Consider the following 23,508-nt stretch of genomic DNA (forward strand, 5'->3'; position numbering starts at 1 on the left):
TCGGGGCACAGAAGGAGTCACACCATGACCGGATTCAAGAACTTCATCCTGCGCGGCAACCTGGTCGAGCTGGCCGTCGCCTTCATCATGGCCGGCGCGTTCGCGGCCGTCGTGACCGCCACCGTGGCGCTGATCATGGACCTCGTCGGCAAGGTGGGCGGCACCCCCGACTTCTCCAACTACACCCCGCACGGCATCCACGTGGGCGCCTGGCTGACGGCGCTGATCGCCTTCCTGATCATGGCCGCGGTCGTCTACTACCTGATCGTGATGCCTTACACGAAGGCCAAGGAGCGCTTCTTCCCGGCCGAGCCGACCGGCACGCCGGCCGACATCGCGCTGCTCACCGAGATCCGCGACCTGCTGGCCACCCGCCAGGGCGGCGGCCTCTGACCTACCCGTGGTGGGGCGGGACCTGCGCCTTGAGCCAGGCCTCGCCCCGCTCCTCGCCGGACTCCCGGGAGCCGGGCTCACGCTCGTCGCTGGTGGTGTCCGGCAGCACGTCGCCGAAGACCGTCGCGAGGCGCTTGCGGCGCTCCCACGCGGTCTCGGGTCTGCCCTCGGGCTTCTTCTCGGCCACGGTCACCCTCAGGTGCAGAGGCCCGCGTCGGCGAGCGCCTGCGCGTCAGCCTCGTTGGGGCCGCCCTTGCCCGAGCCGCTCGGCGAGCCGGAGCCGCTGGGCGAGGAGGACGTGCCGCCCGAGCTCGGCAGGTTGCCGGGCGTGATCACGTCGGTGGCAAGGCGCTTGGTCAGCGGCTCGTCCTTGGCGATCTTGTCCCAGACCTGCTTGGCCGCGGGGGTCCACACGAGGCGGTTGGGGTCGGCAGGGTCGGGGATGCTGGGGATCGTCAGGAACTGGATCTTGTCCAGGCCGATGTTGCGGAACTGGTAGCCCAGGTCCCCGAGCTTCTTCAGCGAGCCGATGTCCTTGTCGAGCGTCAGCGACTTGGTCGCGGCCTCGAGGAACCGGACGATCTTGTAGGGGTTGGCGAGCGTGCCGGCCGAGAGCACCTGGTGGACCATCGAGGCGATGAACGCCTGCTGGCGCTTCATCCGGCCCACGTCGGAGCCGTTGCCGACGACGTAGCGCTCGCGCACGTAGTTGAGCGCCTGCTGGCCCTCGAGCTTGCGGGTGCCGGCGGGCAGGTCGATGCCGTGGGCGTGGTCGACGATGCCGGGCTCGGGGATGCAGACCTCGACGCCGCCGACGGCGTCGACCATGCCCTTGAAGCCCTCGAAGTCGACGACCACGAAGTGGTCGACGAGCACGCCGGTGAGCTGCTCGAACTGGCGGATCGTGCAGGCGGGGCCGCCCACCGAGTAGGCCTCGTTCCACATCACGTGGGTGCCGCCGGGGATGTCGCTGCCGTCCTCGGCCTTGCAGGTGGGCCGGTCGATCGCGGAGTCGCGCGGGATGCTGATGCCGTAGGCGCGGGACCGGTCCGCGGACAGGTGGAGCAGGATCGTGGTGTCCGAGCGCTGGCCACCGCCGGTGAGGTTGTCGATGTTGCAGCCGCTGCAGTCGCGGCTGTCGGAGCCCATCACCAGGATGTTGAGCGGCTCCTGGGGGCCCTCGACCTTGACCTTGTCGGGACGGTTGCCGAGCTGGTTGGTCAGGTCGACGACGTTGAGGTTGCCGTTGAGGTGGCGGTAGATGAAGACCACCGACAGGCCGGTGACGAGACCGAGCACGACCACGCTGACCAGCAGCACCTTGGCGACCGTGTGCCTCTTGCGCACCTTGCCCCGGCGTTTGGGCGCGCCGTTGTCGGGCTGGGCATCGGTCTGCTCAGCGTCAGACATCGGTCACCTTCACGATCGGGGGCATGCATCAGGGGCGGCGCGTGAATCACGGCATGGCGAACTTACGCGCAAGATCCAAATGGTCTCGCTGACCAGCCTGTTCCGACAAACCCTCGCCCAAACCCTCGCGTCCGCGAGTGTGACCGGACCCGCATACCCTGAGCCGCATGACCGCCCCTCGCGCCGTGACCGGCTTCCCCAGCGACGTGCTCACCGACCGACTCCAGCGTGCGCTCGGCGCCGCCTTCGGACCGGAGTACGCCGAGGTCGACCCGGTCATCCGGCCCTCGCAGTTCGCCGACTACCAGGCCAACGTGGCGCTCGCGCTGGCCAAGCGACTGGGCAGCAACCCGCGGGCGGTCGCCGACGCGATCGTGGCCCACCTCGACGTCGCCGGGGTCGCCCAGGCGCCGGTCGTGAGCGGACCCGGCTTCGTCAACCTGACGCTGGCCGACCAGTGGCTCGCCGACCGGGTCACCGCGCTGGCCGCCGACCCGCGGCTCGCCGTACCGGAGCAGGAGCCGCTGGTCGTCCCGATCGACTACTCCGCGCCCAACGTGGCCAAGGAGATGCACGTGGGGCACCTGCGCACCACCGTGGTCGGCGATGCGCTCGCCCGGACGCTGGAGCACCTCGGCCACCGCGTCGTGCGACAGAACCACATCGGCGACTGGGGCACCCCCTTCGGCATGCTCATCGAGCACCTGCTCGAGGTCGGCGAGCACTCCCCCGAGGCCGAGCTGCTCGTCAGCGACCCCAACGCCTTCTACCAGGCCGCCCGGGCGAAGTTCGACGCCGACGAGGCCGCCGGCGGGCAGGACTTCGCCGCCCGGGCCCGGCGTCGGGTGGTCTCGCTCCAGGCCGGCGACCCCGAGACCCTGCGGCTCTGGCACGAGCTGATCGAGCTGTCCACGACGTACTTCAACTCGATCTACTCGCTCCTCGACGTGACCCTCACCGACGACGACCTGGCCGGTGAGAGCAACTACAACGACGACCTGCCCGGCATCTGCGACGAGCTGGAGCGCAAGGGCATCGCGACGATGAGCGACGGCGCGCTGTGCGTCTTCCTCGACGGCTTCACCGGCCGCGAGGGCAAGCCGCAGCCGCTGATCATCCGCAAGAGCGACGGCGGCTACGGCTACGCCACCACCGACCTCGCCACGATCCGGCACCGGGTCACCGACCTGCACGCCGACCGGGTCCTCTACGTCATCGGCGCGCCCCAGGACCTGCACCTGCGGATGGTCTTCGCCGCCGCCCGCGAGGCCGGCTGGCTGCCCGCCGACGTCGAGGTCGTGCACGTCCAGATCGGTAACGTGCTCGGCCCGGACGGCAAGATTCTCAAGACCCGCTCCGGCGCCCCCATCCGGCTGCGGGCGCTGCTCGACGAGGCGGTCGCCCGGGCGGCCGCCGGCCTCGCGGAGTCGCGGCCGGACCTCGACGAGGAGGAGCGGGCAGTGATCGCGCGCCAGGTCGGGATCGGGGCGGTGAAGTACGCCGACCTCTCGGTGGCCCACGACAGCGAGTACACCTTCGACCTGGACCGGATGGTCTCGCTCATGGGCAACACCGGCCCCTACCTGCAGTACGCCGCGGCGCGGATCCGGTCGATCCTGCGCCGTGCCGACGAGGCAGGGGCGGTGGCCGGTGAGGTCCGCGTCGGCGAGGAGGCGGAGCGCGCGCTGATGCTGGCGCTGCTCGGCTTCGCGCCGGTCGTGGTGCAGGTCGGCGAGGCCCTCGAGCCGCACCGGCTGTGCACCTATCTCTTCGAGCTCGCGCAGACGTTCACGACGTTCTACGACAACTGCCCGGTGCTCAAGGGCGACGACCTCGACGTGCGGGCCTCGCGCCTGACGTTGTGCCGAGTGACCCTGGCCGTGCTCGACCAGGGTCTCGGCCTGCTCGGGATGGGGTCACCCGAGCGGATGTAGCCGCCTCTCAGCGCACGACGTACCAGGTGGTCCCGGCCTTGGCGTCGTCACTGCCACCCTGGTCGCCGGACTGGCACTGGTCGGTCTCGTCCTCGCCCTGGTCGTCGGCGTCGTCCTGGGCGTCGTCCTCGGTCTGGTTGTCGGTGCCGTCGCCGTCGGAGTCCTCGGCGCCGTCCGGGCTGCCGTCGTCGTCGGAGTCGGCGTCGTGGGCGTTGGTGCCGAAGTCGTTCTCGTCCTCGTTGTCGATGCCGTCCTGGTCGGCGTCGCCGTCGTCGGCCTGGCAGGACTCCTCGGCGTCGTCCTCGTCCTCGTTGTCGACACCGTCGTGGTCGGCGTCCTCGTCACCGTCAACGGTGCCGTCGTCGTCGGTGTCGCTGTCGGTCGGGTCGGTGGTCGAGGAGTCGTCGCCGACCTCGTCGCCGTCGTCGTCGCCGTCGTTGTCGGTGTCCTGGTCGCTGGGGTCGGTGTGGTGGCGGAACTCCTGGATGTTGCGGAGCCCGTCGCGGTCCTTGTCACCGCGGGCGTCGGCCTTGTGGGGGTTCAGGCCGTGGCGGATCTCCCAGCGGTTGGGCATCCCGTCGTGGTCGGAGTCGCCGCTGGCGGCGCTGGCGTAGGGGGCCGAGAGCGTGAGCAGGCCGGCGACGGCCATCGCCGACGTGGCCGAGACGAGCTTGAACGCGGAGTGGCTGAGCAGCGCCATGGGGGTCCTCCCGTGAACGGGCCCGGCGTGCCGGGCGGTGTGACGTGGCGCACAGTACGCCCATCTGTCCACTACTTGTCGCGGCGAGTGCGGTTCGTTACGCCGCCCGCCCGAATGACAAGATGTGCGTCGACATCACGTCACCCGCCCCAGTAGCTCAGTGGATAGAGCAGCCGCCTCCTAAGCGAAAGGTCGCAAGTTCGACTCTTGCCTGGGGCACCGTCCGGCGGCCGATCGGCCGCCGGACGGGTTTGTTCAGTCGATGACCTCGAAGCGGATGCCGGCGGCGACGAGGCGGGCCTTGAGGTTCTCGGCCATCGCCTGGGCGGTGGTGACCTGGCCCGCCACGTCCGGGTTGTCGTCGAAGGCCAGGCACAGGGCCGACTCGGCGAGCATCTTGGACGTCTCGCCGTAGCCCGGGTCGCCGCCCGAGACGCGGGTGTGGACGACCCGACCGTCGCCCTCGCCGACGAAGTCGACGGTGAACCAGGACTTCTCGCGCTTGGCCTCCCCCGGGCCCTCGCCCTGCTTGATCCGGCCGAGCAGGGCGTTGCGCAGCGGCTTGACCTGCGCCGCCAGGCCGAGGGCGGTGACGGCACCGGCCCCGCCGGCGGCGTACCGGAGGGTCTTGGTGCCGGCGAAGTGGGAGTAGCGGAACTTCGGGCCGTACGACGCCAGCGCGGCGCCGCTGCGGGCCACGATGCTCGGGTCGATCGTCGGCAACGGGAGCAGCCAGTAGCCGAGCAGCTTGTCGCGGTGCGGCCGGGCGGCGACGGCCTTGGAGGAGCGACCCTCCGGGCGGGTCTCCGCGCGGCGGCGGGCGACGGCGGCCTGCTTGACCAGCTTGGTGCGCGACAGCGCGGTCATCGCCGAGTGGAAGGTGCCGCCGGAGGCCATGCCGCTGGCGCGGACGACACCGCGGACCGTGACCGGGCCGGCCGCCTGGAGCTCCTGCACGGTGAACCAGGCGCCCAGGTCGTGCGGGATCGAGTCGAAGCCGCACGCGTGCACGATCCGGGCGCCGGTGCGCTCGGCGGTGGCGTGGTGGGCGACGTACATCAGGTCGACGAACTCCGGCTCGCCGGTGAGGTCGACGTAGTCGGTGCCGGCCTCGGCGCACGCGGCGACGAGCGGCTCGCCGAAGGTGATGTAGGGGCCCACGGTGGTGATCACGACGCGGGCGCGGCCGGCGACGTCGGCCAGCGAGGCCGGGTCGGCGACGTCGGCGTGCAGCAGCTCGAGGAGCTTCAGCTCGGGGTCGATGTCGGCGAGGCGGTCGCGGACCCGCTCGAGCTTCTCGGGACTCCGGCCGGCCAGCGCCCAGCGCAGGCCGTCGGGGGCGTGCCGGGCGAGGTACTCGGCGGTGAGCTGACCGGTGAACCCGGTGGCTCCGAACAGGACGACGTCGAACTCGCGGTCAGCGTTGCGGGGAGCGGACATACCGCCAGTTTTGCACCCGGACGTCGCCGCGACGAGGGGGTGCCGCCCTCCGGACCGTCGTACCGTGGTCGCATGTGCCGCAACATCCGCCCCCTCAACAACTTCGAGCCGCCCGCGACCCGTGACGAGGTCACCGCGGCGGCGCTGCAGTACGTCCGCAAGGTCAGCGGGACGACCAAGCCGTCGGCCGCCAACCAGGCGGTGTTCGACCAGGCGGTCCGCGAGATCGCGCACCTCACGCAGCACCTCATCGACGACCTCGTCACGACGGCCCCGCCGAAGAACCGCGAGGTGGAGGCCGACAAGGCCCGCGCGCGGGCCCAGCTGCGCTACGCCCGATGACGGTCTCGGTCGATTCCACGTACGCCGACGCGCTGGCGCTGCTGCGCGGCCGGCCGCTCGTGGTGCTGACCGGGGCGGGGCTGTCGACCGACTCGGGGATCCCGGACTACCGCGGACCGGACAGCCCCGCGCGGATGCCGATGACCTACCAGGAGTTCGTGAGCGGGCCGGAGGCGCAGCAGCGCTACTGGGCGCGCAGCCACCTCGGCTGGGGGCGGATGAAGGGCGCGGACCCCAACGAGGGGCACCACGCGCTGGCCCGCCTCGACCCCGGGCTGCTGATCACCCAGAACGTCGACGGCCTGCACGAGCGGGCCGGGTCGCGGAGCCTGGTGGCGCTGCACGGCCGGATCGCCGACGTCGTGTGCCTGGACTGCCGGGCGACGTCGCCGCGGGCGGCGCTGCAGGCGCGGCTGGGCGAGCTCAACCCGGACTTCTCCGCGCGGCACGCCGCGGTCGCGACCCGGCCCGACGGCGACGTCGACCTCGAGGACACCGCCGGGTTCGTGGTGCCCGGCTGCGAGCAGTGCGGCGGGGTGCTCAAGCCCGACGTCGTGTTCTTCGGCGAGAACGTCCCGGCGCCGCGGGTCGAGCGGTGCTACGCCGCGGTCGACGCGCTGCCGGAGCAGGACGGTGCGCTGCTGGTGGCGGGCTCGTCGCTGACGGTGATGAGCGGCTTCCGGTTCGTGCGCCGGGCGGCCCGGGCAGGGACGCCGGTGGTGATCGTCAACCGCGGGACGACCCGCGGCGACGAGCTGGCGGCGTACAAGCTCGAGGTGGGCTGCAGCGAGTTCCTGGTGGCGCTGGCCGCCTGAGCCCGCGGGTCAGACGGTCGCGAACGGGAGGTCGGCCAGAGCGGTCGGGCCGGCCTCGTGGTCGCCGCGGCGGCGCAGGTCGCCGAGCAGGTCGACGACCTCGTGCAGCTCCAGGTCGTGACGCAGCGGGTCGAGGCCCTCGAGCCGGTCGGCGGCCAGGTCGTCGGGCAGGCGCGCGCCCAGGTCGAGGGTGTAGACGGTGTCGTCGACCTCGAAGCCGATGTCGCGGACCTTGGCGGTCCAGTGGTCACCCTCAGCGGTGCGCAGGACCACGGCCTCGCCGAACTCCAGCCCCCGCGTCAGGCTCGTCGCGGAATGGGCGATCACGACCGTGTCGTCCTCGCGTCCCGGTGCCAGCTCGACGACCTCGATGAGCTCCATGGTGCGTGTCCCCCTTGTGCCGGTCCCCCGACCGAGTGCCGCGACCACCTCGTCGGACCGTGCCGTCCCCCGACGACACCCTGTGGTCCGACGGCCACGGGTTGCGCAGAAGGTACCCGGCAAAGATCCACGGGAGATCCACAAGAAGGTAAAGATTCGCCCTGTGGGACGAGACGTCCAGACCGGTCGATTGCGGACCCGACAGGTCCGGAATCCCGCAGGCGTCAGAGCTTGCGCACGAAGATGTGGTCGGCCGCCTCGGGCACGATCTCGGCGGTCTCGCCACCCGACCCGACCAGCACGCCCTCCTCGGTGGCGATGACTGTGACGGTCTTGTCCGGCAGGGCGCCGACCCGGCGCAGCGCGCTCATCAGCGACTCGTCCTTCTGCATCTCCTCGGAGATGCGGCGCACCAGGACCCGGCCCTCGCCGCTGGTCGCGGCGCGGGACAGCGACTCGACGCCGTCCATGAAGTCCTCGCTGACCGAGCTCTCACCCAGCTCGTCGAGGCCCGGGATCGGGTTGCCGTAGGGCGACTCCGTGGGGTGGCCGAGGAGCTCGACGAGGCGCCGCTCGACGGTCTCGGACATGACGTGCTCCCAGCGGCACGCCTCCTCGTGCACCAACTCCCAGTCGAGGCCGATCACGTCGGTGAGCAGCCGCTCGGCGAGGCGGTGCTTGCGCATCACCCGCGTGGCGAGCCGGAGCCCCTCGTCGGTGAGCTGGAGGTGGCGGTCGCCCTCGACGGTCAGCAGGCCGTCGCGCTCCATGCGCGCCACGGTCTGGGAGACCGTCGGGCCGCTCTGGTGCAGGCGCTCGGCGATCCGGGCACGCAACGGGACGATGCCCTCCTCGACCAGCTCGTAGATGGTCCGGAGGTACATCTCGGTGGTGTCGATCAGATCGCTCACCGGGCCATTCTGTCCTACGGCCCCGCGCGCGGGGCCGGCCCGGTCGCTGTCGTCGGGGGGTGTCGGGGGCGGGTGGCAGCATGGGGGTCGATGCCAGCCGTCATGTGGTTCCGCCGCGACCTCCGCCTCGGGGACAACCCCGCCCTGCTCGAGGCCTGCGCCGACGGGGACGTGCTCCCCCTCTTCGTGCTCGACCCGGCGCTGTGGGGTCCCTCCGGCGACGTGCGCCGCGCCTACCTCGCCGCCTCGCTGCGTGCCCTCGACGAGTCGCTGCGCGAGCTGGGTGCCTCGCTGTCCGTCGTCGAGGGCGACCCCGTGGAGCGGGTGCCGGCCGCGGCCCGTGAGGTCGGCGCGGGTCGGGTCCACGTGGCCGCCGACTTCGGCCCCTACGGCCGGGCCCGGGACGTGCGGGTCTCGGCCGCCCTCGGCGATGCGGGGATCGACCTGGTCCGCACCGGCTCGCCGTACGCCGTGGCGCCGGGGCGGGTGACCAACGGGTCCGGCGAGCCCTACAAGGTCTTCACGCCGTTCTCGAAGGCGTGGGCCGACCACGGCTGGCGTGGACCCGTCGACGCCCCGAAGCACGGCTCCTGGCTGGCGCTGGACGACACCGTCGGCCTCCCCGAGCCGGCCCTGCCCGGCGGGGTGGCGCTGCCGGCGGCCGGCGAGGCCGAGGCGCGGCGCCGGTGGAGCGACTTCCTCGACCGGGTGGCGGACTATGCCGACGACCGCGACAAGCCGGGCGTCGACGGCACCTCCCACATGTCGGTGCACCTCAAGTGGGGCGAGATCCACCCGCGCACCCTCCTCGCCGACCTGGCGCGGCTGCGCAGCGAGGGGGCGGCCACCTACCGCAAGGAGCTGGCCTGGCGTGAGTTCTACGCCGACGTCCTCGCCGCCCGGCCCGAGACCGCGCGCGACTACCTCCGCCCGGAGTTCGCGAAGATGTCCCACGACGGGCCGGGCGCGGCCTTCGAGGCCTGGCGGGAGGGCCGCACGGGCTTCCCGGTCGTCGACGCCGGGATGCGCCAGCTGCGCGCGACCGGCTGGATGCACAACCGGGTGCGGATGATCGTGGCCAGCTTCCTGGTCAAGGACCTGCACCACGAGTGGCAGCACGGCGCCCGCCACTTCATGCGCTGGCTCGTCGACGGCGACCTCGCCTCCAACCAGCACGGCTGGCAGTGGACTGCCGGGTGCGGCACCGACGCCGCGCCGTACTTCCGCGTCTTCAACCCGACCAGCCAGGGTCGCAAGTTCGACCCGGCCGGCGCCTACGTCCGGCAGTGGGTGCCCGAGCTGGCCGGGGTGTCCGACCCGCACGACCCCGACGAGGCGACCCGGCGCGAGGTGGGCTACCCGCTGCCGGTGGTCGACCACGCGACCGAACGCAAGGAGGCCCTGAGCCGATGGGAGAGCATCAGACGATGACCCGGGAGCTGATCGTGCCGCGCCGGTTCTGCGGGCCGCCGTCGTCGGGCAACGGCGGCTGGACCTCCGGCGCCCTGGCGGCCCTGGTCGACCCCGACCCGCGGGCCCGGTCCTGGCCGACGGTACGGGTCGCGCTGCGGCAGCCGCCGCCGCTCGACACCCCCATGTCGGTGGCCGACGAGGACGGCGCGACCGTCGCGACGTTCGGCGGTGCCGTGGTGGCCCGGGCGAGCATCGTGGACGACGAGCCGGTGGTGGTGGAGCCGGTGTCGCCGGCCGAGGCGCGGGCCGCCATGGCCTCCTACCCCGGTCTGGTCTCGCACCCCTTCCCCACCTGCTTCGCCTGCGGCACCGACCGGGCCGAGGGCGACGGGCTGCGGATCTTCGCGGGGCCGGTCACCGAGCAGGACGGCGCGACCCGGATCGCGGCCGTCTGGCGGCCGCACCCCAGCACCGGCGACGACTTCCAGCAGACCCGCGACGAGCTGCCGCGCGCGTCGCTGCCGGTGACCTGGGCGGCGCTGGACTGCATCGGGGGCTGGGCCGGCGACCTGACCGAGCGGCTGATGGTGCTCGTCGGCATGACCGCCCGTGTGGACGCGCTGCCGGTGATCGGTGAGGAGCACGTGGTCGTCGGGCTGGCTCGCGGGCAGGAGGGGCGCAAGACCTTCACCGCCTCGGCCCTCTACGACTCCGACGGGCGCGTGGTCGCGACCGCCGAGCACGTGTGGGTGGCGGTGGACCCGGCGGCGTTCGCCTGAGGCCTTCCCCGGCGGCCGTGAGTCCGACCACGCCGGGTTGACCACGGCGGGGCGTCTTGGGAAGGATCGTGTCCCATGGGTTTGAACGTTCAAAACGAGTGGTGGCGGCACGCGGTCACCTACCAGGTCTACGTCCGCAGCTTCGCCGATCTCGACGGTGACGGCATCGGCGACCTGCCGGGGATCACCTCGCGACTGCCCTACCTGCGCGACCTTGGCGTCGACGCGCTGTGGATCACGCCCTTCTACACCTCGCCCCAGAACGACCACGGCTACGACGTCGCGGACTACACCGACGTCGACCCGCTCTTCGGCAGCATCGCCGACGCGGACGCGCTGCTCGACCGTGCCCACGAGCTCGGCCTGAAGGTGATCGTCGACCTCGTCCCCAACCACTCCTCCGACCAGCACGAGTGGTTCCAGGCCGCCCTGGCCGCAGGCCCCGGCAGCCCCGAGCGCGCGCGCTACCTCTTCCGCGACGGCCGCGGCAAGGCCGGCGAACTGCCGCCCAACAATTGGGAGTCGGTCTTCGGCGGTCCCGCGTGGACGCGCGTCGAGGATGGCCAGTGGTACCTCCACCTCTTCGACAGCACCCAGCCCGACTTCGACTGGCGCAACCCCGAGGTCGGCGACCTGTTCGAGGACGTGCTGACGTTCTGGCTCGACCGCGGGGTCGACGGGTTCCGCGTCGACGTGGCGCACGGGCTCTTCAAGGTCGAGAGCCTGCGCGACCAGGAGATCGCCGAGGACGAGGTCCCCGGGGCCTCCGCTGCCTCCGCCGCGCCGCCCTCGAGCATGGTGGAGCGCACCCTGCGCGACGAGCCCATGTGGGACCAGCCCGAGGTGCACGACGTCTACCGCCGCTGGCACCGGATCCTGGAGAAGTACGACGGCGACCGGATGACCGTCGCCGAGGCCTGGACCCAGACTCCCGAGTCGATGGCGCGCTTCGTGCGGCCCGACGAGATGAGCCAGAGCTTCAACTTCAGCTGGCTGCTCGCGCCGTGGTCGGCCCCGGCGTTCGCGGACGTGATCACCGGGACGCTCGACGCCCTGGCCCCGGTGGGCGCCTCACCCACGTGGGTGCTGAGCAACCACGACGTGGTCCGGCACGTGACGCGCTACGGCGGCGGCCCGGTCGGCCTCGCCCGCGCGAAGGCCGCGACCATGACGATGCTGTCGCTGCCCGGCTCGGCCTACCTCTACCAGGGCGAGGAGCTCGGCCTGGAGCAGGACGAGGTGCACCCGGACTTCCGGCAGGACCCGTCGTGGTTCCGCACCGGCGAGGAGGGCCGCGACGGTTGCCGCGTGCCGATCCCGTGGAGCGGCACGGCCGCGCCGTTCGGCTTCGGCCCCGGCACCGGCCAGCCCTGGCTGCCGCAGCCCTCGTCCTACGCGGGGCTCTCGGTCGAGGCGCAGCAGGACGACCCGACCTCGACGCTCTCGTTCTACCGCGAGGCGCTGGCGGCGCGGCGTGCCCACACGACCGGCATCGACGACCACGTCGAGATGATCGACCTGGGCGCGGACGTCCTCGCGTTCCGCCGCGGGCCGGTCACCGTCGTGCTGAACTGCGGCACCGCAGCCGTCGCGCTCCCGGCGGGCGACGTTCTGCTCGCGAGCGGAGCGGTCGAGGGCGGCAAGCTGCCGCCCGACACCGCGGTCTGGCTGGGCTGACCTTCCGGGGTTGCGCGCAATCGTTCAATTGCGCCGAATGGCACCTGTTCCGGTCCGGAGCAGGTGTCATTCCCAGCAATTGAACGATGACGGACCTCAGTCGAGCGCGCCGTTGTAGCGACCGAGCGACTCGACCAGCCCGCGCAGGTCGTCGTCGGACCAGTCCGAGAGTCGCTCGTCGAGCCAGCGCCGACGCTCCGAGGAGACCTCGGCCAGGCGGCGTACGGCGCTCTTGCTCGCCGAGACCAGCGTCGCCCGGCCGTCGTCGGGGTCCGGCTGCCGGTCGACCAGGCCGAGGTCGACCAGGTGCTGCACCTGGCGGCTGATGGCGCCCTTGTCGACGTCGAAGGTCCCGGCGATCGCCGAGGACCGCATCGGACCGCTCTCGGCGAGGTAGGCCAGCAGGAGGTACGACGCGGGCTGGAGGTCCGGGTGGACCGCACGCGACCGCTCGCCGATGACGCGCCTGATCCGCCGGATCAGCACGCCGACCTCGTGCTCGAGCTGCCGCAGCGACTCGGGGCGGGACGCGCTCACCCGGGTGATCGTAGGGCCGGAGGTCGTGGTGCTCACCGTGGTCACCGGGCCGCGAGCTCGGACGTCGCCTCGGGGGCGAGGTCGGCCTCGGTCAGGTTGGTGGTGCGCAGCGGCACCTCGCGGATGAAGGACACGCAGACCAGGGCGAGCACCGCGAAGGGCATCGCGACGAGGAAGAGCTCCCCGATCGAGGCGCCGAAGGCGTGCTCGAAGACGACCCGCACCGGCGCCGGCAGGGTGGCCAGGTCCGGGATGGAGTGGCTCTCGGCGCCGTCGGTGCTCACGCCGATCGCGGCCAGGCCGGACGCGACCTTGTCGGCGACCTGGTGGCTGAGCAGCGCACCGAGGGCCGAGACGCCGATCGAGCCGCCCATCGAGCGGAAGAACGCGACGACCGAGCTGGCCGCACCCATGTCGGACTGGGTGGCGTTGTTCTGCACGGCGAGGACGAGGTTCTGCATGGTGGCGCCGAGGCCGAGGCCGAGGATCGCCATGAACAGGCCGACCACCGCGAGGTTGGTGGTGTCGTCGACCTGGCCGAGCAGGCCGAGCCCGGCGATCACGAGGACCATGCCGCCGACCAGCCAGCGCTTCCAGCGGCCGGTGTCGCTGATGATGCGGCCGGTGATGATGCTGGAGACGAGCAGGCCGCCGACCATCGCGATCGACATCAGGCCCGCGCGGGTGGGGCTCATGCCGCGGGCGAGCTGGAAGTACTGGCTGAGGTAGACCGTGGAGCCGAACATCGCGACGCCGATGAACACCGAGGCGGCGGTGGCGAGCGCGGTGGTGCGGTCCTTGAACAGGCGCAGCGGGATGATCGGCTCGGCCGCGACCTTCGCCTCGACGTACACCGCGGCGGCGACGACGAGCAGGCCCGCGACGACGAGCAGCGCGCTGGTGGCCGAGCCCCAGGCGAACTGGTTGCCGGCGAGGGAGACCCACACGAGCAGGATCGAGACGCCGGAGACGATGAGCGTGGCGCCGAGGTAGTCGATCCGGACGTCGCGCTTCACGACCGGCAGGTGCAGGGTCTTCTGGAGCAGGATGAACGCGGCGAGGGCGACGGGCAGGCCGACGAAGAAGCAGCCGCGCCAGCCGAGGGCGCTGTCCACGATCACGCCGCCGATGAGCGGGCCGCTGACGGTGGCGAGCGCGAAGACCGCGCCGAGGTAGCCGGAGTAGCGACCGCGCTCACGCGGGGAGACCATCGTGGCGATGACGACCTGGACGAGGGCGGTCAGGCCGCCGACGCCGAGGCCCTGGACGACGCGGGCGCCGATCAGGACGCCCATGTTGGGGGCGACCGCGGCGACCAGCGAGCCGACGGAGTAGATGACCAGCGCGCTCTGCACCAGCAGCTTCTTGCTGAACAGGTCGGCCAGCTTGCCCCAGATCGGGGTGGTCGCGGTCATGGCCAGCAGCGTCGAGACGACGACCCACGTGTAGCCGGACTGGCTGCCGTGCAGGTCCGAGACGATCCGCGGCAGCGCGTTGCTCACGACCGTGCTCGACAGCATCGCGACGAACATGGCGAGCAGGAGGCCGCTGAGCGCCTCCATCACCTCGCGGTGCGTCATCGCGACGGCGGCCTCGGTCGAGGCGGGGCCCGACGTGGGGGTGGACGGGGGGACGGTATGGCTGCTCACGGATGCTCGCTTCACGGGGAGAATAAGGTTGCTAACGGCAACTATATTCCGAAAAGGTTGCATCCGGCAACCAATGAGACGTCCGCCACTCGTCAACACGCGACGGGTGGGCGCCGTACGCCGTCAACGAACGACGGGTCGGCGTCAGTCGTGGTGCAGGGCGCGGGTGAGGCTGGCGACGACGTCCTCGCTCGGGGACGCCGACTGGCGGTTGCTCTCCTCGAGCTGGGCGAGCAGCTCGGCGCGGTGGACCTTGAGGGAGCGCGGGGCGTCGATGCCGACGCGGACCACGTCGCCGCGCACCTCGAGGATCGTGATGGTGATGTCCTCGCCGAGGACGACGCTCTCCCCCGGACGACGGCTCAGAACCAGCATGCCGCCACGCTACCGGTAGCGCCCGAGCGCAGCCGACTCACCCGAGCAGGGGCGCCGCGACGGGCAGGCCGGGGGCGTCCAGGACGATCTGCCCGCCGCGCCGGGTGGTCGGGTTGACCAGGACCGGGGCGGCGAGGTTGGCCGTGGTCGTGGCCAGCGAGCCGCCGGCGGCGTTGAGGACCACCAGCAGGAGTACGTCGTCGGAGGACTCGATCGCGAGGTCGGACAGCACGTCGTCCTCGACCTCGGGGGCGTAGTCGGGGAAGAAGCGGCCCGGCGGGGCCACCAGGAAGCGCAGGTCCGGCTCGTCCAGCGACGTCATGCTGCAGAGCACGCCGTCGTCGTCGAGCTGCACCAGCGCGAAGCGCCGGCGCTCGGGGAATCCGGGCATCGGCCGCACCATCTCGATGACGGGCACGTCGGTCATGGGTCTCCAACCGCTAGGGACGGGGCCATCATCGCAAGAACTCCATCAGGCTCGGCTGGATGACCTTCGCGGTCGCCGCGAGGGCGGCCTGGTAGGCGACCTGCTGGAGCTGCAGGTCCACGGTCGCCTTGGGCAGGTCGGTGTTCTCGATCTCGGACAGTGCCGAGGTCAGCGACAGCTCGGCGTCACCGGCCAGCGCGTGTGCCTGCTCGATCCGGGCCGCGCGCGTCCCGACGTCGGTGCGGGCGTTGGTGATGCGGGTGCCGTCCTTGTCCAGCACGTCGATCGCCGTCGCGATCCCGGCCTGGTCACCGGCGCGCAGCGCGGTGGACAGCGTCGCGAGGTGGTCGAAGACCGAGTCGCCGTCGATCCCGAACGCCGACGGACCGTCCTGGTCGACGCGGACCTTCACGCCGTCCGCCACGGTGCGCACGACCTCGCCCGGCTTGCCGATGTAGGCCCCCGTGGCGTCGTACGCCGCGGCGCCCGAGGTGATGCCGCCGAAGACCGGACGGCCGAGGTACGTCGCGTTCGCGTCGCCGATCAGCCCGGCGCGGAGCTGGTCGACCTCGGTCGCCATCGCCTCGCGCGACGGGCCTCCCACGGCGCCGTTGATGCCACCGATCGCCAGCTCACGGGCGCGGCGGACCTGGCTGGTCATCGAGCCCAGCGTGGTGTCGATGTGGTCGAGCCAGCCCGCGCCGTCGTTGGCGTTGCGGGCGTACTGCTGCTGGTCCGCCACCGACGAGCGCAACCGCATCGCCGCGGTGGCGCCGGTCGGGTCGTCCGAGGGCCGGTTGATGATCCGGCCCGTGGAGAGCTGCTCCTGGACGCGCGAGACGCGGCCGAGGCCGGCCTGCAGTCCGTCGAGGGCTCGGCGGCTGAGCATGGTCTGGGTGACGCGGGTGACGGTCATCGGGTCATTCCGGTGCGGTTGACGAGGGTGTCGAGGACGGAGTCGAGGGTCGTCATCAACCGGGCGGCGGCCTCGTAGGACCGCTGGGCGGTGAGCATGTTGACGGTCTCCTCGTCGAGGTTGACGCCGGCGAGCTGCTCGCGGCTGTTGTCGACCTGGTTGGTCAGGGCCTGCTGGTTGTCGGCGCGGCGGCGGACGGAGGCGACCTGGGTGCCGAAGCCGTTGACCAAGCGCTGGTAGGGGTCCTCGACCGCGATGGCGCCGATCAGGTCGTCGGCGTTGCCGGCGTCGAGACCGCCGCCGGGCACCGACGACGCGGCCACGAGCGCCGGGTCGGTGACGGCGACCTGCAGGCTGCCAGCGGGATCGGCAGGGTCGTAGGAGAACAACGGGCCGCCCGCGTTGCCCGCCAGGTCGTAGCCCGCAGCGTGCTGGGTGTTCAACGCGTCGGCGAAGTCCTTGGCGATCGCGTCCAGGCCCGCGGCATAGTCGGGGAGGGTGTGGTCGACCAGCTCGGCGACCGCGCCGACGATCCCCCCGAGCGTGCCGGGCACCGTGGTGCCCGCCGGGCCGATCGTGAAGTTGGTCGGGCTACCGACCGAGGCGCTGACCGTCCCGGCAGACTGGCCGCTGACCAGCGACACCCCGTTCAGGGCGACGTCCATGCCGCCGTCGTCGCGGACCGTCGCGGTCGCACCCGTGAGCTCCGAGAGCCGCAGCGCGAGCCGGTCGCGGGTGTCGGCGAGCGTGGTGGCGTCGGAGCCGGCGAGCTTCGCGGAGGCGAGCGAACGGTTGGTGTCCGCGAGGTCGGCGGCGACCGTGTTGACCTCGGTCAGGGTGACCCCGAGGCGACCGCGCTGGTCGGCGATCTCCGTGGACACGTTGTGCGCCTGCAAGCGGATGGCGTCGGCGACGGTGCCTGCCTTGCCCAGCACCTGGCTGCGCGCGGCCTCACTGCCCGGCGCGTTGACCAGGTCGTGGAGGGACTTGCGGAAGTCCGTCACGGCGGCCGAGACGCCGTTGTCGCCGGGCTCGGCGAAGCCGGTCTCGACACGGGCGAGGACCGCAGCCTGGGTGTCGAGGTAGGACTGGTTGCCGTGCTCGACCCGCGAGCGGGCGTCGAGGAACGGGTCGACCAGCCGGGTGATCCCGGTCGCGCGGACGCCGTTGCCGTAGTCCTGCGAGCGCGACCACAGCGCCGGGGTCACCCCCGGGGCGAGGGTCTCGCCGGCCACGCGACGGCGTACGTAGCCCTCGGTCGTCGCGTTCGCGACGTTCGTGCCCGCCACGTCCAGGGCGATCTGCTGGTAGCGCAGCCCGCTCAGGGCCGTGTTGAGAGAAGAGAACGTCCCGCTCACGTCACAGGCTCCGGTCCAGCTGCACGCTGCGGGCGGACTCGCCGACCGTGGTGCCGGAGGGCGTGTAGGTCTGCGCGGACCCGCTCAGGCCGAGCAGCGTCTCGTGCGCGGCACGGAGGCCCGCGGAGATCAGGCCGCGGTTGGCCTCGGCGACGCGGGTGATGGCCTCGCTGGTCGCCGCGAACGCGTCGCGGTGGTCGGCCAGGATCGAGGACCAGGGCTCGTCGACGGCGGCGATCAGCCCCGACAGGCTGGGGTTGGGCGCGAGGCCCAGGACCGCGGCGGCCTCGTCGGCGGCGATCGCACGCATCAGCTCGACGTCGCGGACCTGGTCGAGGACGGTCTCGACGTCGCGGGCTGCGGCTGCCAGCCAGCGGGTCTGGCCGTGGGCCATGACCAGCTGCTCGACCTCGAGCCGGTAGTGCAGCGTCTCCAGCAGCTCGCGCTCACGCCAGAGGATCAGTGACAACTTCTCCACGATGCGGCCCCCTCACTCGTGCGCGGTGGTTTTCGGTGTCACCACCACCATCGGCAGGGAGCGCGGTTACTGAGGCGTTTGGCCGAAGAGTGTCGAAGCGGCCCACGCGGGGCCTCCCCCGGGCTATCGTCGTGGGCACCGCGACGCCCTCGCGATCGCAGGTCAACGGCAGGTTACCCGCGGGTTTGACCCGGACGGGCCATGCCGGATGACCGTTCGGAGGATGACGCCGAGGACCGAACGGTTCCCTTCGGCCGCCGCGGCCCGCTCATATGAAATTCTCTTTACTTTCCTTCGCAAAAACCCGGACAGCGGCGCCCGGTGGACTGAACAATCGCCGATCGTGACCCCCCACCACAACGTCCCGCCGGGATCCGAGGCGTTGATCGTTCAGCACATGGCACTGGTCGGACACATCGTCCGCGAGACCATCGCCAGGGTGCCGTCCCACGTGGACCGCGACGACCTCACCTCGGCCGGACTCGCCGCCCTCGTGCAGGCTGCGCACGCCTTCGACGAGTCGCGTGGCGTCCCTTTCAGCCGGTACGCCGCCACCCGCGTGCGCGGCGCCATCGTCGACGAGCTGCGCAGCATCGACTGGGCCTCGCGCTCGGTCCGCCGTCGCGCCCGCGAGCTCGACGCCACCCGCACCACGCTGGCCAACACCCTGGGCCGTCCCGCGACGGACGCCGAGGTCGCCAGCTCCGCCGGCCTCTCCGTCGAGGAGGTCGTCGCCAACGGTGACGACGTGGCCCGCGCCCAGGTCCTCTCCCTCCACGCGTCGGAGGACAACTCCTTCGCCGAGACCCTGGTCAGCACCACGCCCAGCCCGGAGGTCCAGGCCGAGCACGCCGAGCGGCTCACCTACCTCTCCGAGGCCGTGGCCGAGCTGCCCGAGCGGATGCGCGTCGTGGTGGAGCAGTACTTCCTCAACGAGCGGCCGATGGCCGAGATCGCCGAGACCCTCGGCGTCTCGGAGTCCCGCATCTCCCAGATCCGGGCCGAGGCACTGATCCTCCTGCGCGACGCGCTCAACCACGAGCTCGAGCCCGAGCTCGTCGTGCCGCACGCCCGGCCGCAGGGCTGCGCAGCCCAGCGCCGCGAGGCCTACTTCGCCGCCGTGGCGACCCGCCACGCCGCCGGCGTACGCCGCATGGCCGGCGGCACGCCGGTCAATGCCACGGCCTAGAAACTTCCGCGAAGTTCCTCAACCCGCACTCCTCCCGGCCGAAGGAACAGGCACGGAGCCCACGGACGGACTCCAGCTCTGACTCGAACATCCAGGAGGGATTCATCATGAGTCTTCGCATCAACCAGAACATCGACGCCCTGAACTCGTACCGCAACCTGTCGGTCACCCAGGGCCAGATGAGCAAGTCGCTCGAGAAGCTGTCGAGCGGTTTCCGCATCAACCGCGCCGCCGACGACGCCGCCGGTCTCGCGATCTCCGAGGGCCTGCGCTCGCAGGTCGGTGGCCTCAAGGTCGCCGTCCGCAACGCGCAGGACGGCGTCTCCGTCGTGCAGACCACGGAAGGTGCGCTGACCGAGGTGCACTCGGTGCTCCAGCGTCTGCGCGACCTGGCCGTCCAGGGCGCCAACGACAGCAACAACGCCGACGCGCGCGCCAACATCAAGACCGAGTCGGACAGCCTCGTCTCGGAGCTGGACCGGATCGGCCAGTCGACCAACTTCAACGGCACCAAGCTGCTCGACGGCTCGGCCGGCACCCTGAAGTTCCAGGTCGGCGCCGACGGTGACGCGAACTCCCAGATCGCCGTCGACCTGTCCGGCGCGAACGTCAAGGCCATCGCCAACACCCTCGGCTCGGCAGCGTCCGGCGTCTCGATGGACGTCCTCACGCCGACCAACGTCACCGGCGCGATGACCTTCACCACCTCCAAGGGCGGCGTCGACAGCACCATCACGTCGGCCTCGGTCGGCGCGGCGGGCAGCATCAAGACGGTCCAGCAGCTGGCCGACACCCTCAACAAGGACTCGGCGTTCTCGTCGGACCTGACGGCGTCGGTGGACTCGAGCAACAAGCTGGTCGTCCAGTCCAAGAGCGGTGCCACGGTCGTCGGCGGCAACACGGCCGGCACCCAGGCCAGCCCGGGCACCGGTGTCGGCGCCTCGGTCGCCGCCGCGGGCACGGGTCTGGACTACAGCTCGGCTGCCAACGCGCAGAACTCGATCTCGCGCATCGACGCGCAGATCAAGAACATCTCCACCGCGCGTGCCCAGCTGGGTGCCTACCAGAACCGGTTCGAGCACACGGTCAACAACCTCAACGTCGCGGTCGAGAACCTGTCCGCGTCGGAGAGCCGGATCCGCGACACCGACATGGCCAGCGAGATGATGAACTTCACCCGCTCGCAGATCCTGTCGCAGGCCGGCACGGCCATGCTGGCGCAGGCCAACCAGGCCCCGCAGGGCGTTCTCTCCCTGCTGCGCTGACGTCGACGGCGCGGCCGTCGGAGACGGTCGCGCCGATGACAACCTGGTCCCCGGGAGGGCTCGCCCTCCCGGGGACACCGGGGCCTTCGCCCCGCGGACCTGACCCGACCGAGCGAGTGATGGAGGACTGATGGCCACCAGCAGCATCAGCGGCCTCGCGAGCGGGCTCGACACCGCCTCGATCATCGACCAGCTCATGCAGCTCGAGGCGGTCCCCCAGAACCGTCTCAAGAGCCAGCAGACGACCCAGAAGTCCGTCGTCTCGGCGCTCCAGTCGCTCAACACCGACGTCTCCCTGCTCAGCAGCCGGGCCGAGTCGCTGGCCAAGCCGTCCGCCTGGCAGACCCTGAAGGGCACGTCGTCGACATCCGACGTCACCGTCACCGCCGGCAGCGCCGCCCAACCCGCGAGCTTCGCGGTCACCGTCGACCGGCTCGCCCTCGCGCACCAGCTCGGCTTCAACGACGCTGCCCCCCTGACCGGTTCCGCCGTCGTGACCGGCTCGTCGGTCCACCTCACGACCCACGACGGGATCGTCCACGACCTCGCGACCGGCGACGGCTCCCTCCAGTCACTCGTCGCCGCCATCAACGGCTCGACCGCGGACACCGGTGTCACCGCCACCGCACTCCGCGTCGCCGATGGCAGCTACCGCCTCCTCACGCAGTCGACCAAGACCGGTGCCACGTCCGACTTCACCCTCACCAACGCCGACGGGAGCGCGCTGCTCGGCGGCGCCGCCGTACGCGCGGGCCAGGACGCCCAGGTCAGTCTCGGTCTCGGAATCACGGCGACGTCGTCGACGAACACCTTCACCGAGCTCGCACCCGGCATCAGCCTGACGCTGTCAGGTGACGCGACCCCGGGCAGGACAAGCACGATCACCGTCGCCCAGGACTCCTCGTCCGTGCGTGCGACCGTCAAGGCGCTCGTGGACCAGCTCAACGGCGTCCTCGGCTCCATCGACTCGCAGAGCGCCAGTGCCACCAGCACCACCGCGGCAGGACCGCTCTCGGGAGACCCGACGGTCCGCAGCCTCCGCGGTGCGCTCGCCGACACGGTGTTCGGCGGCGACAACACGTCGATGGCGAGCCTCGGGATCCAGACCGACCGCTTCGGCAAGCTCGTCTTCGGCGGTGATGCCTTCGACAAGGCCTACGCCGCCGACCCGGCCGGGACCGCTGCGAAGTTCACCACCAGCGCCTCGGCATCCGCGAACGGCTTCGCCGCCCGCGTCGCCGCGGTCGCGAAGTCCGCCAGCGACGGCACGACGGGGACGATCACCGCCGCCATCACCGGCCGGAAGACCACCATCGACCGACTCAGCGACGACATCGCCGCCTGGGACGACCGCCTCGCCCTGCGGCGTACCTCCCTCCAACAGACCTACACCGCACTGGAAACCGCACTGTCCAACTTGCAGAGCCAAGGGAACTGGCTCGCCGGACAGCTCGCCCACCTCCCCACCTCATCGTGAACCACGGAAGGAAATCGATGATGTACCCCTCCAAGACGGCCGCCGCCGGACGCGAGACCTACCTCGCCGCCTCCGTGCAGACCGCCAGCCCGGCGCAGCTGCTCGTGATGCTCTACGAACGCCTCGTGCTCGACCTCGAGCGGGCCTCCGCGGCGTTGAAGTCCGGCCAGCCGAGCCAGGCCCACGAGCCCCTGCTGCACGCGCAGGAGATCGTGCTCGAGCTCAACGCGAGCCTCAACGCCGACGGCTGGGAGGGCGGGCCCGGGCTGGCCTCGCTCTACGACTACCTCCACGGCGAGCTCGTCCGCGCCAACATCGCCAAGGACCAACGCATCACCGACTTCTGCCTCAACACCGTCGTGGTGCTGCGTGACACCTGGCGTGAGGCCGCGCTCGGCCTGATGTCCGTCAGCGCATGAGGACGGCGCTCCCGACCGAGTACCGCCAGCACCTGCACTGGGAGACCGCGCTCGACCGCCTCGAGCTCGACGTGATCCACGCCGAGAGGATGCTGGACGACCCGGCCGCGGCGGACATGGAGTCGTGGGACGAGCCGCAGCTCGCCGGCCCCATCCCGGCCGACCTCGTGGAGCGGGCCCTGACGATCAGGGCCCGGCAGGAGCGCGTCCAGCAAGCCCTGGCCGCGCGGCTCGGCGACCTGCGCCGCCAGCACGAGTTCGCCGACCGCGTGGACCGCGCGACGGGTCGTGCCGGACGCCCCGTGTACGTCGACGTCGACGCCTGATCCCCGGCAGTTGCTCCGGGTCGGCGAAATGGGCGGACGATTCCGCTCAGGTGCCGTCCCGGGGAGCCGAATGGAGCCCTGAGCACGGATCGCTCGACCCCGCCGAAGGAACGGCACCGCCCTCGTCGCTTCTCGGAGGCAGGCGTGTCCTTCGCATTCCCCGACGCCGTCGGAGCCGTGCTCAGCTCGGCCCTCGACGGCATCGCCCTGCGCCAGCGGGTCATCGCTGACAACATCGCGAACGTCGACACCCCCGGCTACCGCGCCACGAGCGTGGACTTCGAGACCAGCCTGCGCGCGGCGATCTCCTCGGGCGACCTGAGCGCCGCGGTCGTGCCGACCGAGACGCCCACCGACACCCCGGTCGGCGCCAACGGCAACAACGTCGACCTCCGCAAGGAGACGCTGGCGGCGGTGCAGTCGCAGTTCCAGTACCAGGTCCTCACGCGCGCCACGAGCGACCGCTTCGACCTGATCAAGACCGCCGCGGGCGGCCAGTGATGGGTGCCTTCGACCTGCTCCGGATCGCCGGCTCCTCGCTCGGCGCGCACCAGACGTGGCTGGACGCCCTGGCCAACAACATCGCCAACGTCAACACGATCACCCCGACCAGCCAGGGTGCCTTCCAGGCCCAGATGCCGGTCCTCGCCTCGGCGGCCGGCGGCGGCGTGGAGGTCACCGGCATCGCGCTCGGCGACGCCACCGGCCGGCTCGTCAACGACCCGTCCAACCCGCTGGCCGACGCCGACGGCTACGTCCGCGCCCCCGACATCGACCTCGCCAGCCAGATGACCCAGCTCGTCATGGCCCAGCGCGGCTTCCAGGCCTCCGTCCAGGTCACCAAGGACGCCCAGGACACCTACAGCAGCGCGCTGCAGATCGGTCGTGGCTGATGAG

27 protein-coding genes and 1 tRNA gene are annotated in these 23,508 nt (G+C 71.6%); 15 read left to right on the forward strand and 13 right to left on the reverse strand.

The features are described from left to right. The first annotated feature begins 24 nt into the window (after positions 1–24). Positions 25–393, forward strand: a complete 369-nt coding sequence (locus EJF31_RS07485; protein WP_125036467.1) for an MscL family protein — start codon at positions 25–27, stop codon at positions 391–393. Position 394: 1 nt separating this feature from the next. Here EJF31_RS07485 and EJF31_RS07490 read toward each other — a convergent pair whose 3' ends face one another. After that, on the reverse strand, positions 395–580 hold the full coding sequence (locus EJF31_RS07490) for a hypothetical protein (RefSeq protein ID WP_125036468.1): 186 nt from the start codon (positions 578–580) through the stop codon (positions 395–397). 8 nt (positions 581–588) lie between these two features. Next, a complete protein-coding gene (locus EJF31_RS07495; RefSeq protein ID WP_125036469.1) occupies positions 589–1,803 on the reverse strand; it encodes an LCP family protein in 1,215 nt (404 codons plus the stop codon). Between the two features lie 167 nt (positions 1,804–1,970). On the opposite strand from EJF31_RS07495, the gene argS reads away from it, so the two are divergent. Beyond that, positions 1,971–3,737, forward strand: coding sequence for an arginine--tRNA ligase (argS, locus tag EJF31_RS07500; RefSeq protein WP_125036470.1), 1,767 nt, complete (start codon positions 1,971–1,973; stop codon positions 3,735–3,737). A 7-nt stretch (positions 3,738–3,744) separates the two neighbouring features. On the opposite strand, the gene EJF31_RS07505 is transcribed toward argS, so the two are convergent. Next, on the reverse strand, positions 3,745–4,437 hold the full coding sequence (locus EJF31_RS07505) for a hypothetical protein (RefSeq protein ID WP_125036471.1): 693 nt from the start codon (positions 4,435–4,437) through the stop codon (positions 3,745–3,747). Between the two features lie 146 nt (positions 4,438–4,583). On the opposite strand from EJF31_RS07505, the gene EJF31_RS07510 reads away from it, so the two are divergent. Next, positions 4,584–4,656 (forward strand) — tRNA-Arg (locus tag EJF31_RS07510). Between the two features lie 36 nt (positions 4,657–4,692). Here EJF31_RS07510 and EJF31_RS07515 read toward each other — a convergent pair. Continuing rightward, positions 4,693–5,877 (reverse strand): trans-acting enoyl reductase family protein, encoded by a 1,185-nt coding sequence (locus EJF31_RS07515; RefSeq protein WP_125036472.1) that lies wholly within the window; start codon positions 5,875–5,877, stop codon positions 4,693–4,695. Between the two features lie 72 nt (positions 5,878–5,949). Between EJF31_RS07515 and EJF31_RS07520 the strand changes: the two genes are divergently transcribed. Next, positions 5,950–6,219: a DUF2277 domain-containing protein gene (locus EJF31_RS07520; protein ID WP_125036473.1), complete on the forward strand. Its 270-nt coding sequence runs from the start codon at positions 5,950–5,952 to the stop codon at positions 6,217–6,219. Beyond that, positions 6,216–7,034 carry an NAD-dependent protein deacetylase gene (locus EJF31_RS07525; protein WP_125036474.1) on the forward strand — a complete coding sequence of 273 codons (819 nt, stop codon included), beginning with the start codon at positions 6,216–6,218 and terminating at the stop codon, positions 7,032–7,034. The genes EJF31_RS07520 and EJF31_RS07525 overlap by 4 nt, the downstream gene beginning before the upstream one ends. 9 nt (positions 7,035–7,043) lie before the next feature. Here the strand turns inward: EJF31_RS07525 and EJF31_RS07530 are convergent, their stop codons facing one another. Together EJF31_RS07530 and EJF31_RS07535 are read right to left on the reverse strand one after the other, a co-directional pair. Beyond that, entirely contained in the window at positions 7,044–7,415 is a 372-nt protein-coding gene (locus EJF31_RS07530; protein ID WP_125036475.1) for a hypothetical protein, read from the reverse strand. 224 nt (positions 7,416–7,639) lie between these two features. Next, positions 7,640–8,326 (reverse strand): metal-dependent transcriptional regulator, encoded by a 687-nt coding sequence (locus EJF31_RS07535; protein WP_125036476.1) that lies wholly within the window; start codon positions 8,324–8,326, stop codon positions 7,640–7,642. A 90-nt stretch (positions 8,327–8,416) separates the two neighbouring features. Between EJF31_RS07535 and EJF31_RS07540 the strand changes: the two genes are divergently transcribed. From EJF31_RS07540 to EJF31_RS07550, 3 genes are all read left to right on the forward strand, one after another. Beyond that, complete coding sequence (locus EJF31_RS07540; RefSeq protein WP_125036477.1) at positions 8,417–9,757, forward strand: deoxyribodipyrimidine photo-lyase; 1,341 nt, start codon at positions 8,417–8,419, stop codon at positions 9,755–9,757. Then, positions 9,754–10,518 (forward strand): hypothetical protein, encoded by a 765-nt coding sequence (locus EJF31_RS07545; RefSeq protein ID WP_221767492.1) that lies wholly within the window; start codon positions 9,754–9,756, stop codon positions 10,516–10,518. The genes EJF31_RS07540 and EJF31_RS07545 overlap by 4 nt, the downstream gene beginning before the upstream one ends. 75 nt (positions 10,519–10,593) lie before the next feature. Further along, the gene (locus tag EJF31_RS07550; RefSeq protein ID WP_125036479.1) at positions 10,594–12,195 is read left to right on the forward strand and encodes a glycoside hydrolase family 13 protein; all 1,602 of its coding nucleotides are present in this window, start codon (positions 10,594–10,596) and stop codon (positions 12,193–12,195) included. Between the two features lie 96 nt (positions 12,196–12,291). Here EJF31_RS07550 and EJF31_RS07555 read toward each other — a convergent pair whose 3' ends face one another. The 7 genes from EJF31_RS07555 to EJF31_RS07585 form a co-directional block, all read right to left on the reverse strand. Then, positions 12,292–12,732 carry a MarR family winged helix-turn-helix transcriptional regulator gene (locus EJF31_RS07555; RefSeq protein WP_125036480.1) on the reverse strand — a complete coding sequence of 147 codons (441 nt, stop codon included), beginning with the start codon at positions 12,730–12,732 and terminating at the stop codon, positions 12,292–12,294. Between the two features lie 41 nt (positions 12,733–12,773). Beyond that, on the reverse strand, positions 12,774–14,381 hold the full coding sequence (locus EJF31_RS07560) for an MDR family MFS transporter (RefSeq protein ID WP_307718968.1): 1,608 nt from the start codon (positions 14,379–14,381) through the stop codon (positions 12,774–12,776). A 144-nt stretch (positions 14,382–14,525) separates the two neighbouring features. Continuing rightward, a complete protein-coding gene (csrA, locus tag EJF31_RS07565; RefSeq protein WP_125036481.1) occupies positions 14,526–14,756 on the reverse strand; it encodes a carbon storage regulator CsrA in 231 nt (76 codons plus the stop codon). Positions 14,757–14,793: 37 nt separating this feature from the next. After that, on the reverse strand, positions 14,794–15,183 hold the full coding sequence (fliW, locus tag EJF31_RS07570) for a flagellar assembly protein FliW (RefSeq protein ID WP_125036482.1): 390 nt from the start codon (positions 15,181–15,183) through the stop codon (positions 14,794–14,796). A 28-nt stretch (positions 15,184–15,211) separates the two neighbouring features. Further along, entirely contained in the window at positions 15,212–16,099 is an 888-nt protein-coding gene (gene flgL, locus EJF31_RS07575) for a flagellar hook-associated protein FlgL (RefSeq protein WP_125036483.1), read from the reverse strand. Continuing rightward, complete coding sequence (gene flgK / locus EJF31_RS07580) at positions 16,096–17,457, reverse strand: flagellar hook-associated protein FlgK (RefSeq protein WP_125036484.1); 1,362 nt, start codon at positions 17,455–17,457, stop codon at positions 16,096–16,098. The genes flgL and flgK overlap by 4 nt, the downstream gene beginning before the upstream one ends. A 1-nt stretch (position 17,458) precedes the next feature. After that, positions 17,459–17,935, reverse strand: a complete 477-nt coding sequence (locus tag EJF31_RS07585) for a flagellar protein FlgN (RefSeq protein WP_125036485.1) — start codon at positions 17,933–17,935, stop codon at positions 17,459–17,461. A gap of 343 nt (positions 17,936–18,278) precedes the next feature. On the opposite strand from EJF31_RS07585, the gene EJF31_RS07590 reads away from it, so the two are divergent. From EJF31_RS07590 to EJF31_RS07620, 7 genes are all read left to right on the forward strand, one after another. Further along, positions 18,279–19,124 carry a sigma-70 family RNA polymerase sigma factor gene (locus EJF31_RS07590; protein ID WP_260430697.1) on the forward strand — a complete coding sequence of 282 codons (846 nt, stop codon included), beginning with the start codon at positions 18,279–18,281 and terminating at the stop codon, positions 19,122–19,124. A 107-nt stretch (positions 19,125–19,231) separates the two neighbouring features. Beyond that, complete coding sequence (locus tag EJF31_RS07595; RefSeq protein WP_125036487.1) at positions 19,232–20,389, forward strand: flagellin; 1,158 nt, start codon at positions 19,232–19,234, stop codon at positions 20,387–20,389. Positions 20,390–20,519: 130 nt separating this feature from the next. Next, positions 20,520–21,866, forward strand: coding sequence for a flagellar filament capping protein FliD (gene fliD, locus EJF31_RS07600; RefSeq protein WP_125036488.1), 1,347 nt, complete (start codon positions 20,520–20,522; stop codon positions 21,864–21,866). Between the two features lie 20 nt (positions 21,867–21,886). Next, entirely contained in the window at positions 21,887–22,285 is a 399-nt protein-coding gene (gene fliS / locus EJF31_RS07605) for a flagellar export chaperone FliS (protein WP_125036489.1), read from the forward strand. Continuing rightward, entirely contained in the window at positions 22,282–22,611 is a 330-nt protein-coding gene (locus EJF31_RS07610; RefSeq protein WP_125036490.1) for a hypothetical protein, read from the forward strand. Before fliS ends, EJF31_RS07610 begins: the two co-directional genes overlap by 4 nt. A 144-nt stretch (positions 22,612–22,755) precedes the next feature. Then, positions 22,756–23,112, forward strand: a complete 357-nt coding sequence (locus EJF31_RS07615; RefSeq protein WP_125036491.1) for a flagellar basal body protein — start codon at positions 22,756–22,758, stop codon at positions 23,110–23,112. Next, complete coding sequence (locus tag EJF31_RS07620; RefSeq protein WP_125036492.1) at positions 23,112–23,504, forward strand: flagellar basal body rod protein FlgC; 393 nt, start codon at positions 23,112–23,114, stop codon at positions 23,502–23,504. Before EJF31_RS07615 ends, EJF31_RS07620 begins: the two co-directional genes overlap by 1 nt. Positions 23,505–23,508: the final 4 nt, after the last annotated feature.

It is taken from the genome of Nocardioides sp. LS1, from assembly GCF_003865225.1.
GTDB lineage: Bacteria > Actinomycetota > Actinomycetes > Propionibacteriales > Nocardioidaceae > Nocardioides > Nocardioides ginsengisegetis.

Coding starts and splice junctions, on each gene's coding strand:
- argS (WP_125036470.1), top strand. CDS start 1,971: ATGACCGCCCCTCGCGCCGTGACCGGCTTCCCCAGCGACGTGCTCACC.
- csrA (WP_125036481.1), bottom strand. CDS start 14,756: ATGCTGGTTCTGAGCCGTCGTCCGGGGGAGAGCGTCGTCCTCGGCGAG.
- EJF31_RS07525 (WP_125036474.1), top strand. CDS start 6,216: ATGACGGTCTCGGTCGATTCCACGTACGCCGACGCGCTGGCGCTGCTG.
- EJF31_RS07545 (WP_221767492.1), top strand. CDS start 9,754: ATGACCCGGGAGCTGATCGTGCCGCGCCGGTTCTGCGGGCCGCCGTCG.
- EJF31_RS07515 (WP_125036472.1), bottom strand. CDS start 5,877: ATGTCCGCTCCCCGCAACGCTGACCGCGAGTTCGACGTCGTCCTGTTC.
- EJF31_RS07505 (WP_125036471.1), bottom strand. CDS start 4,437: ATGGCGCTGCTCAGCCACTCCGCGTTCAAGCTCGTCTCGGCCACGTCG.
- fliS (WP_125036489.1), top strand. CDS start 21,887: ATGTACCCCTCCAAGACGGCCGCCGCCGGACGCGAGACCTACCTCGCC.
- EJF31_RS07595 (WP_125036487.1), top strand. CDS start 19,232: ATGAGTCTTCGCATCAACCAGAACATCGACGCCCTGAACTCGTACCGC.
- EJF31_RS07610 (WP_125036490.1), top strand. CDS start 22,282: ATGAGGACGGCGCTCCCGACCGAGTACCGCCAGCACCTGCACTGGGAG.
- EJF31_RS07550 (WP_125036479.1), top strand. CDS start 10,594: ATGGGTTTGAACGTTCAAAACGAGTGGTGGCGGCACGCGGTCACCTAC.
- EJF31_RS07620 (WP_125036492.1), top strand. CDS start 23,112: ATGGGTGCCTTCGACCTGCTCCGGATCGCCGGCTCCTCGCTCGGCGCG.
- fliD (WP_125036488.1), top strand. CDS start 20,520: ATGGCCACCAGCAGCATCAGCGGCCTCGCGAGCGGGCTCGACACCGCC.
- EJF31_RS07520 (WP_125036473.1), top strand. CDS start 5,950: ATGTGCCGCAACATCCGCCCCCTCAACAACTTCGAGCCGCCCGCGACC.
- EJF31_RS07495 (WP_125036469.1), bottom strand. CDS start 1,803: ATGTCTGACGCTGAGCAGACCGATGCCCAGCCCGACAACGGCGCGCCC.
- EJF31_RS07485 (WP_125036467.1), top strand. CDS start 25: ATGACCGGATTCAAGAACTTCATCCTGCGCGGCAACCTGGTCGAGCTG.
- EJF31_RS07540 (WP_125036477.1), top strand. CDS start 8,417: ATGCCAGCCGTCATGTGGTTCCGCCGCGACCTCCGCCTCGGGGACAAC.
- fliW (WP_125036482.1), bottom strand. CDS start 15,183: ATGACCGACGTGCCCGTCATCGAGATGGTGCGGCCGATGCCCGGATTC.
- EJF31_RS07530 (WP_125036475.1), bottom strand. CDS start 7,415: ATGGAGCTCATCGAGGTCGTCGAGCTGGCACCGGGACGCGAGGACGAC.
- flgL (WP_125036483.1), bottom strand. CDS start 16,099: ATGACCGTCACCCGCGTCACCCAGACCATGCTCAGCCGCCGAGCCCTC.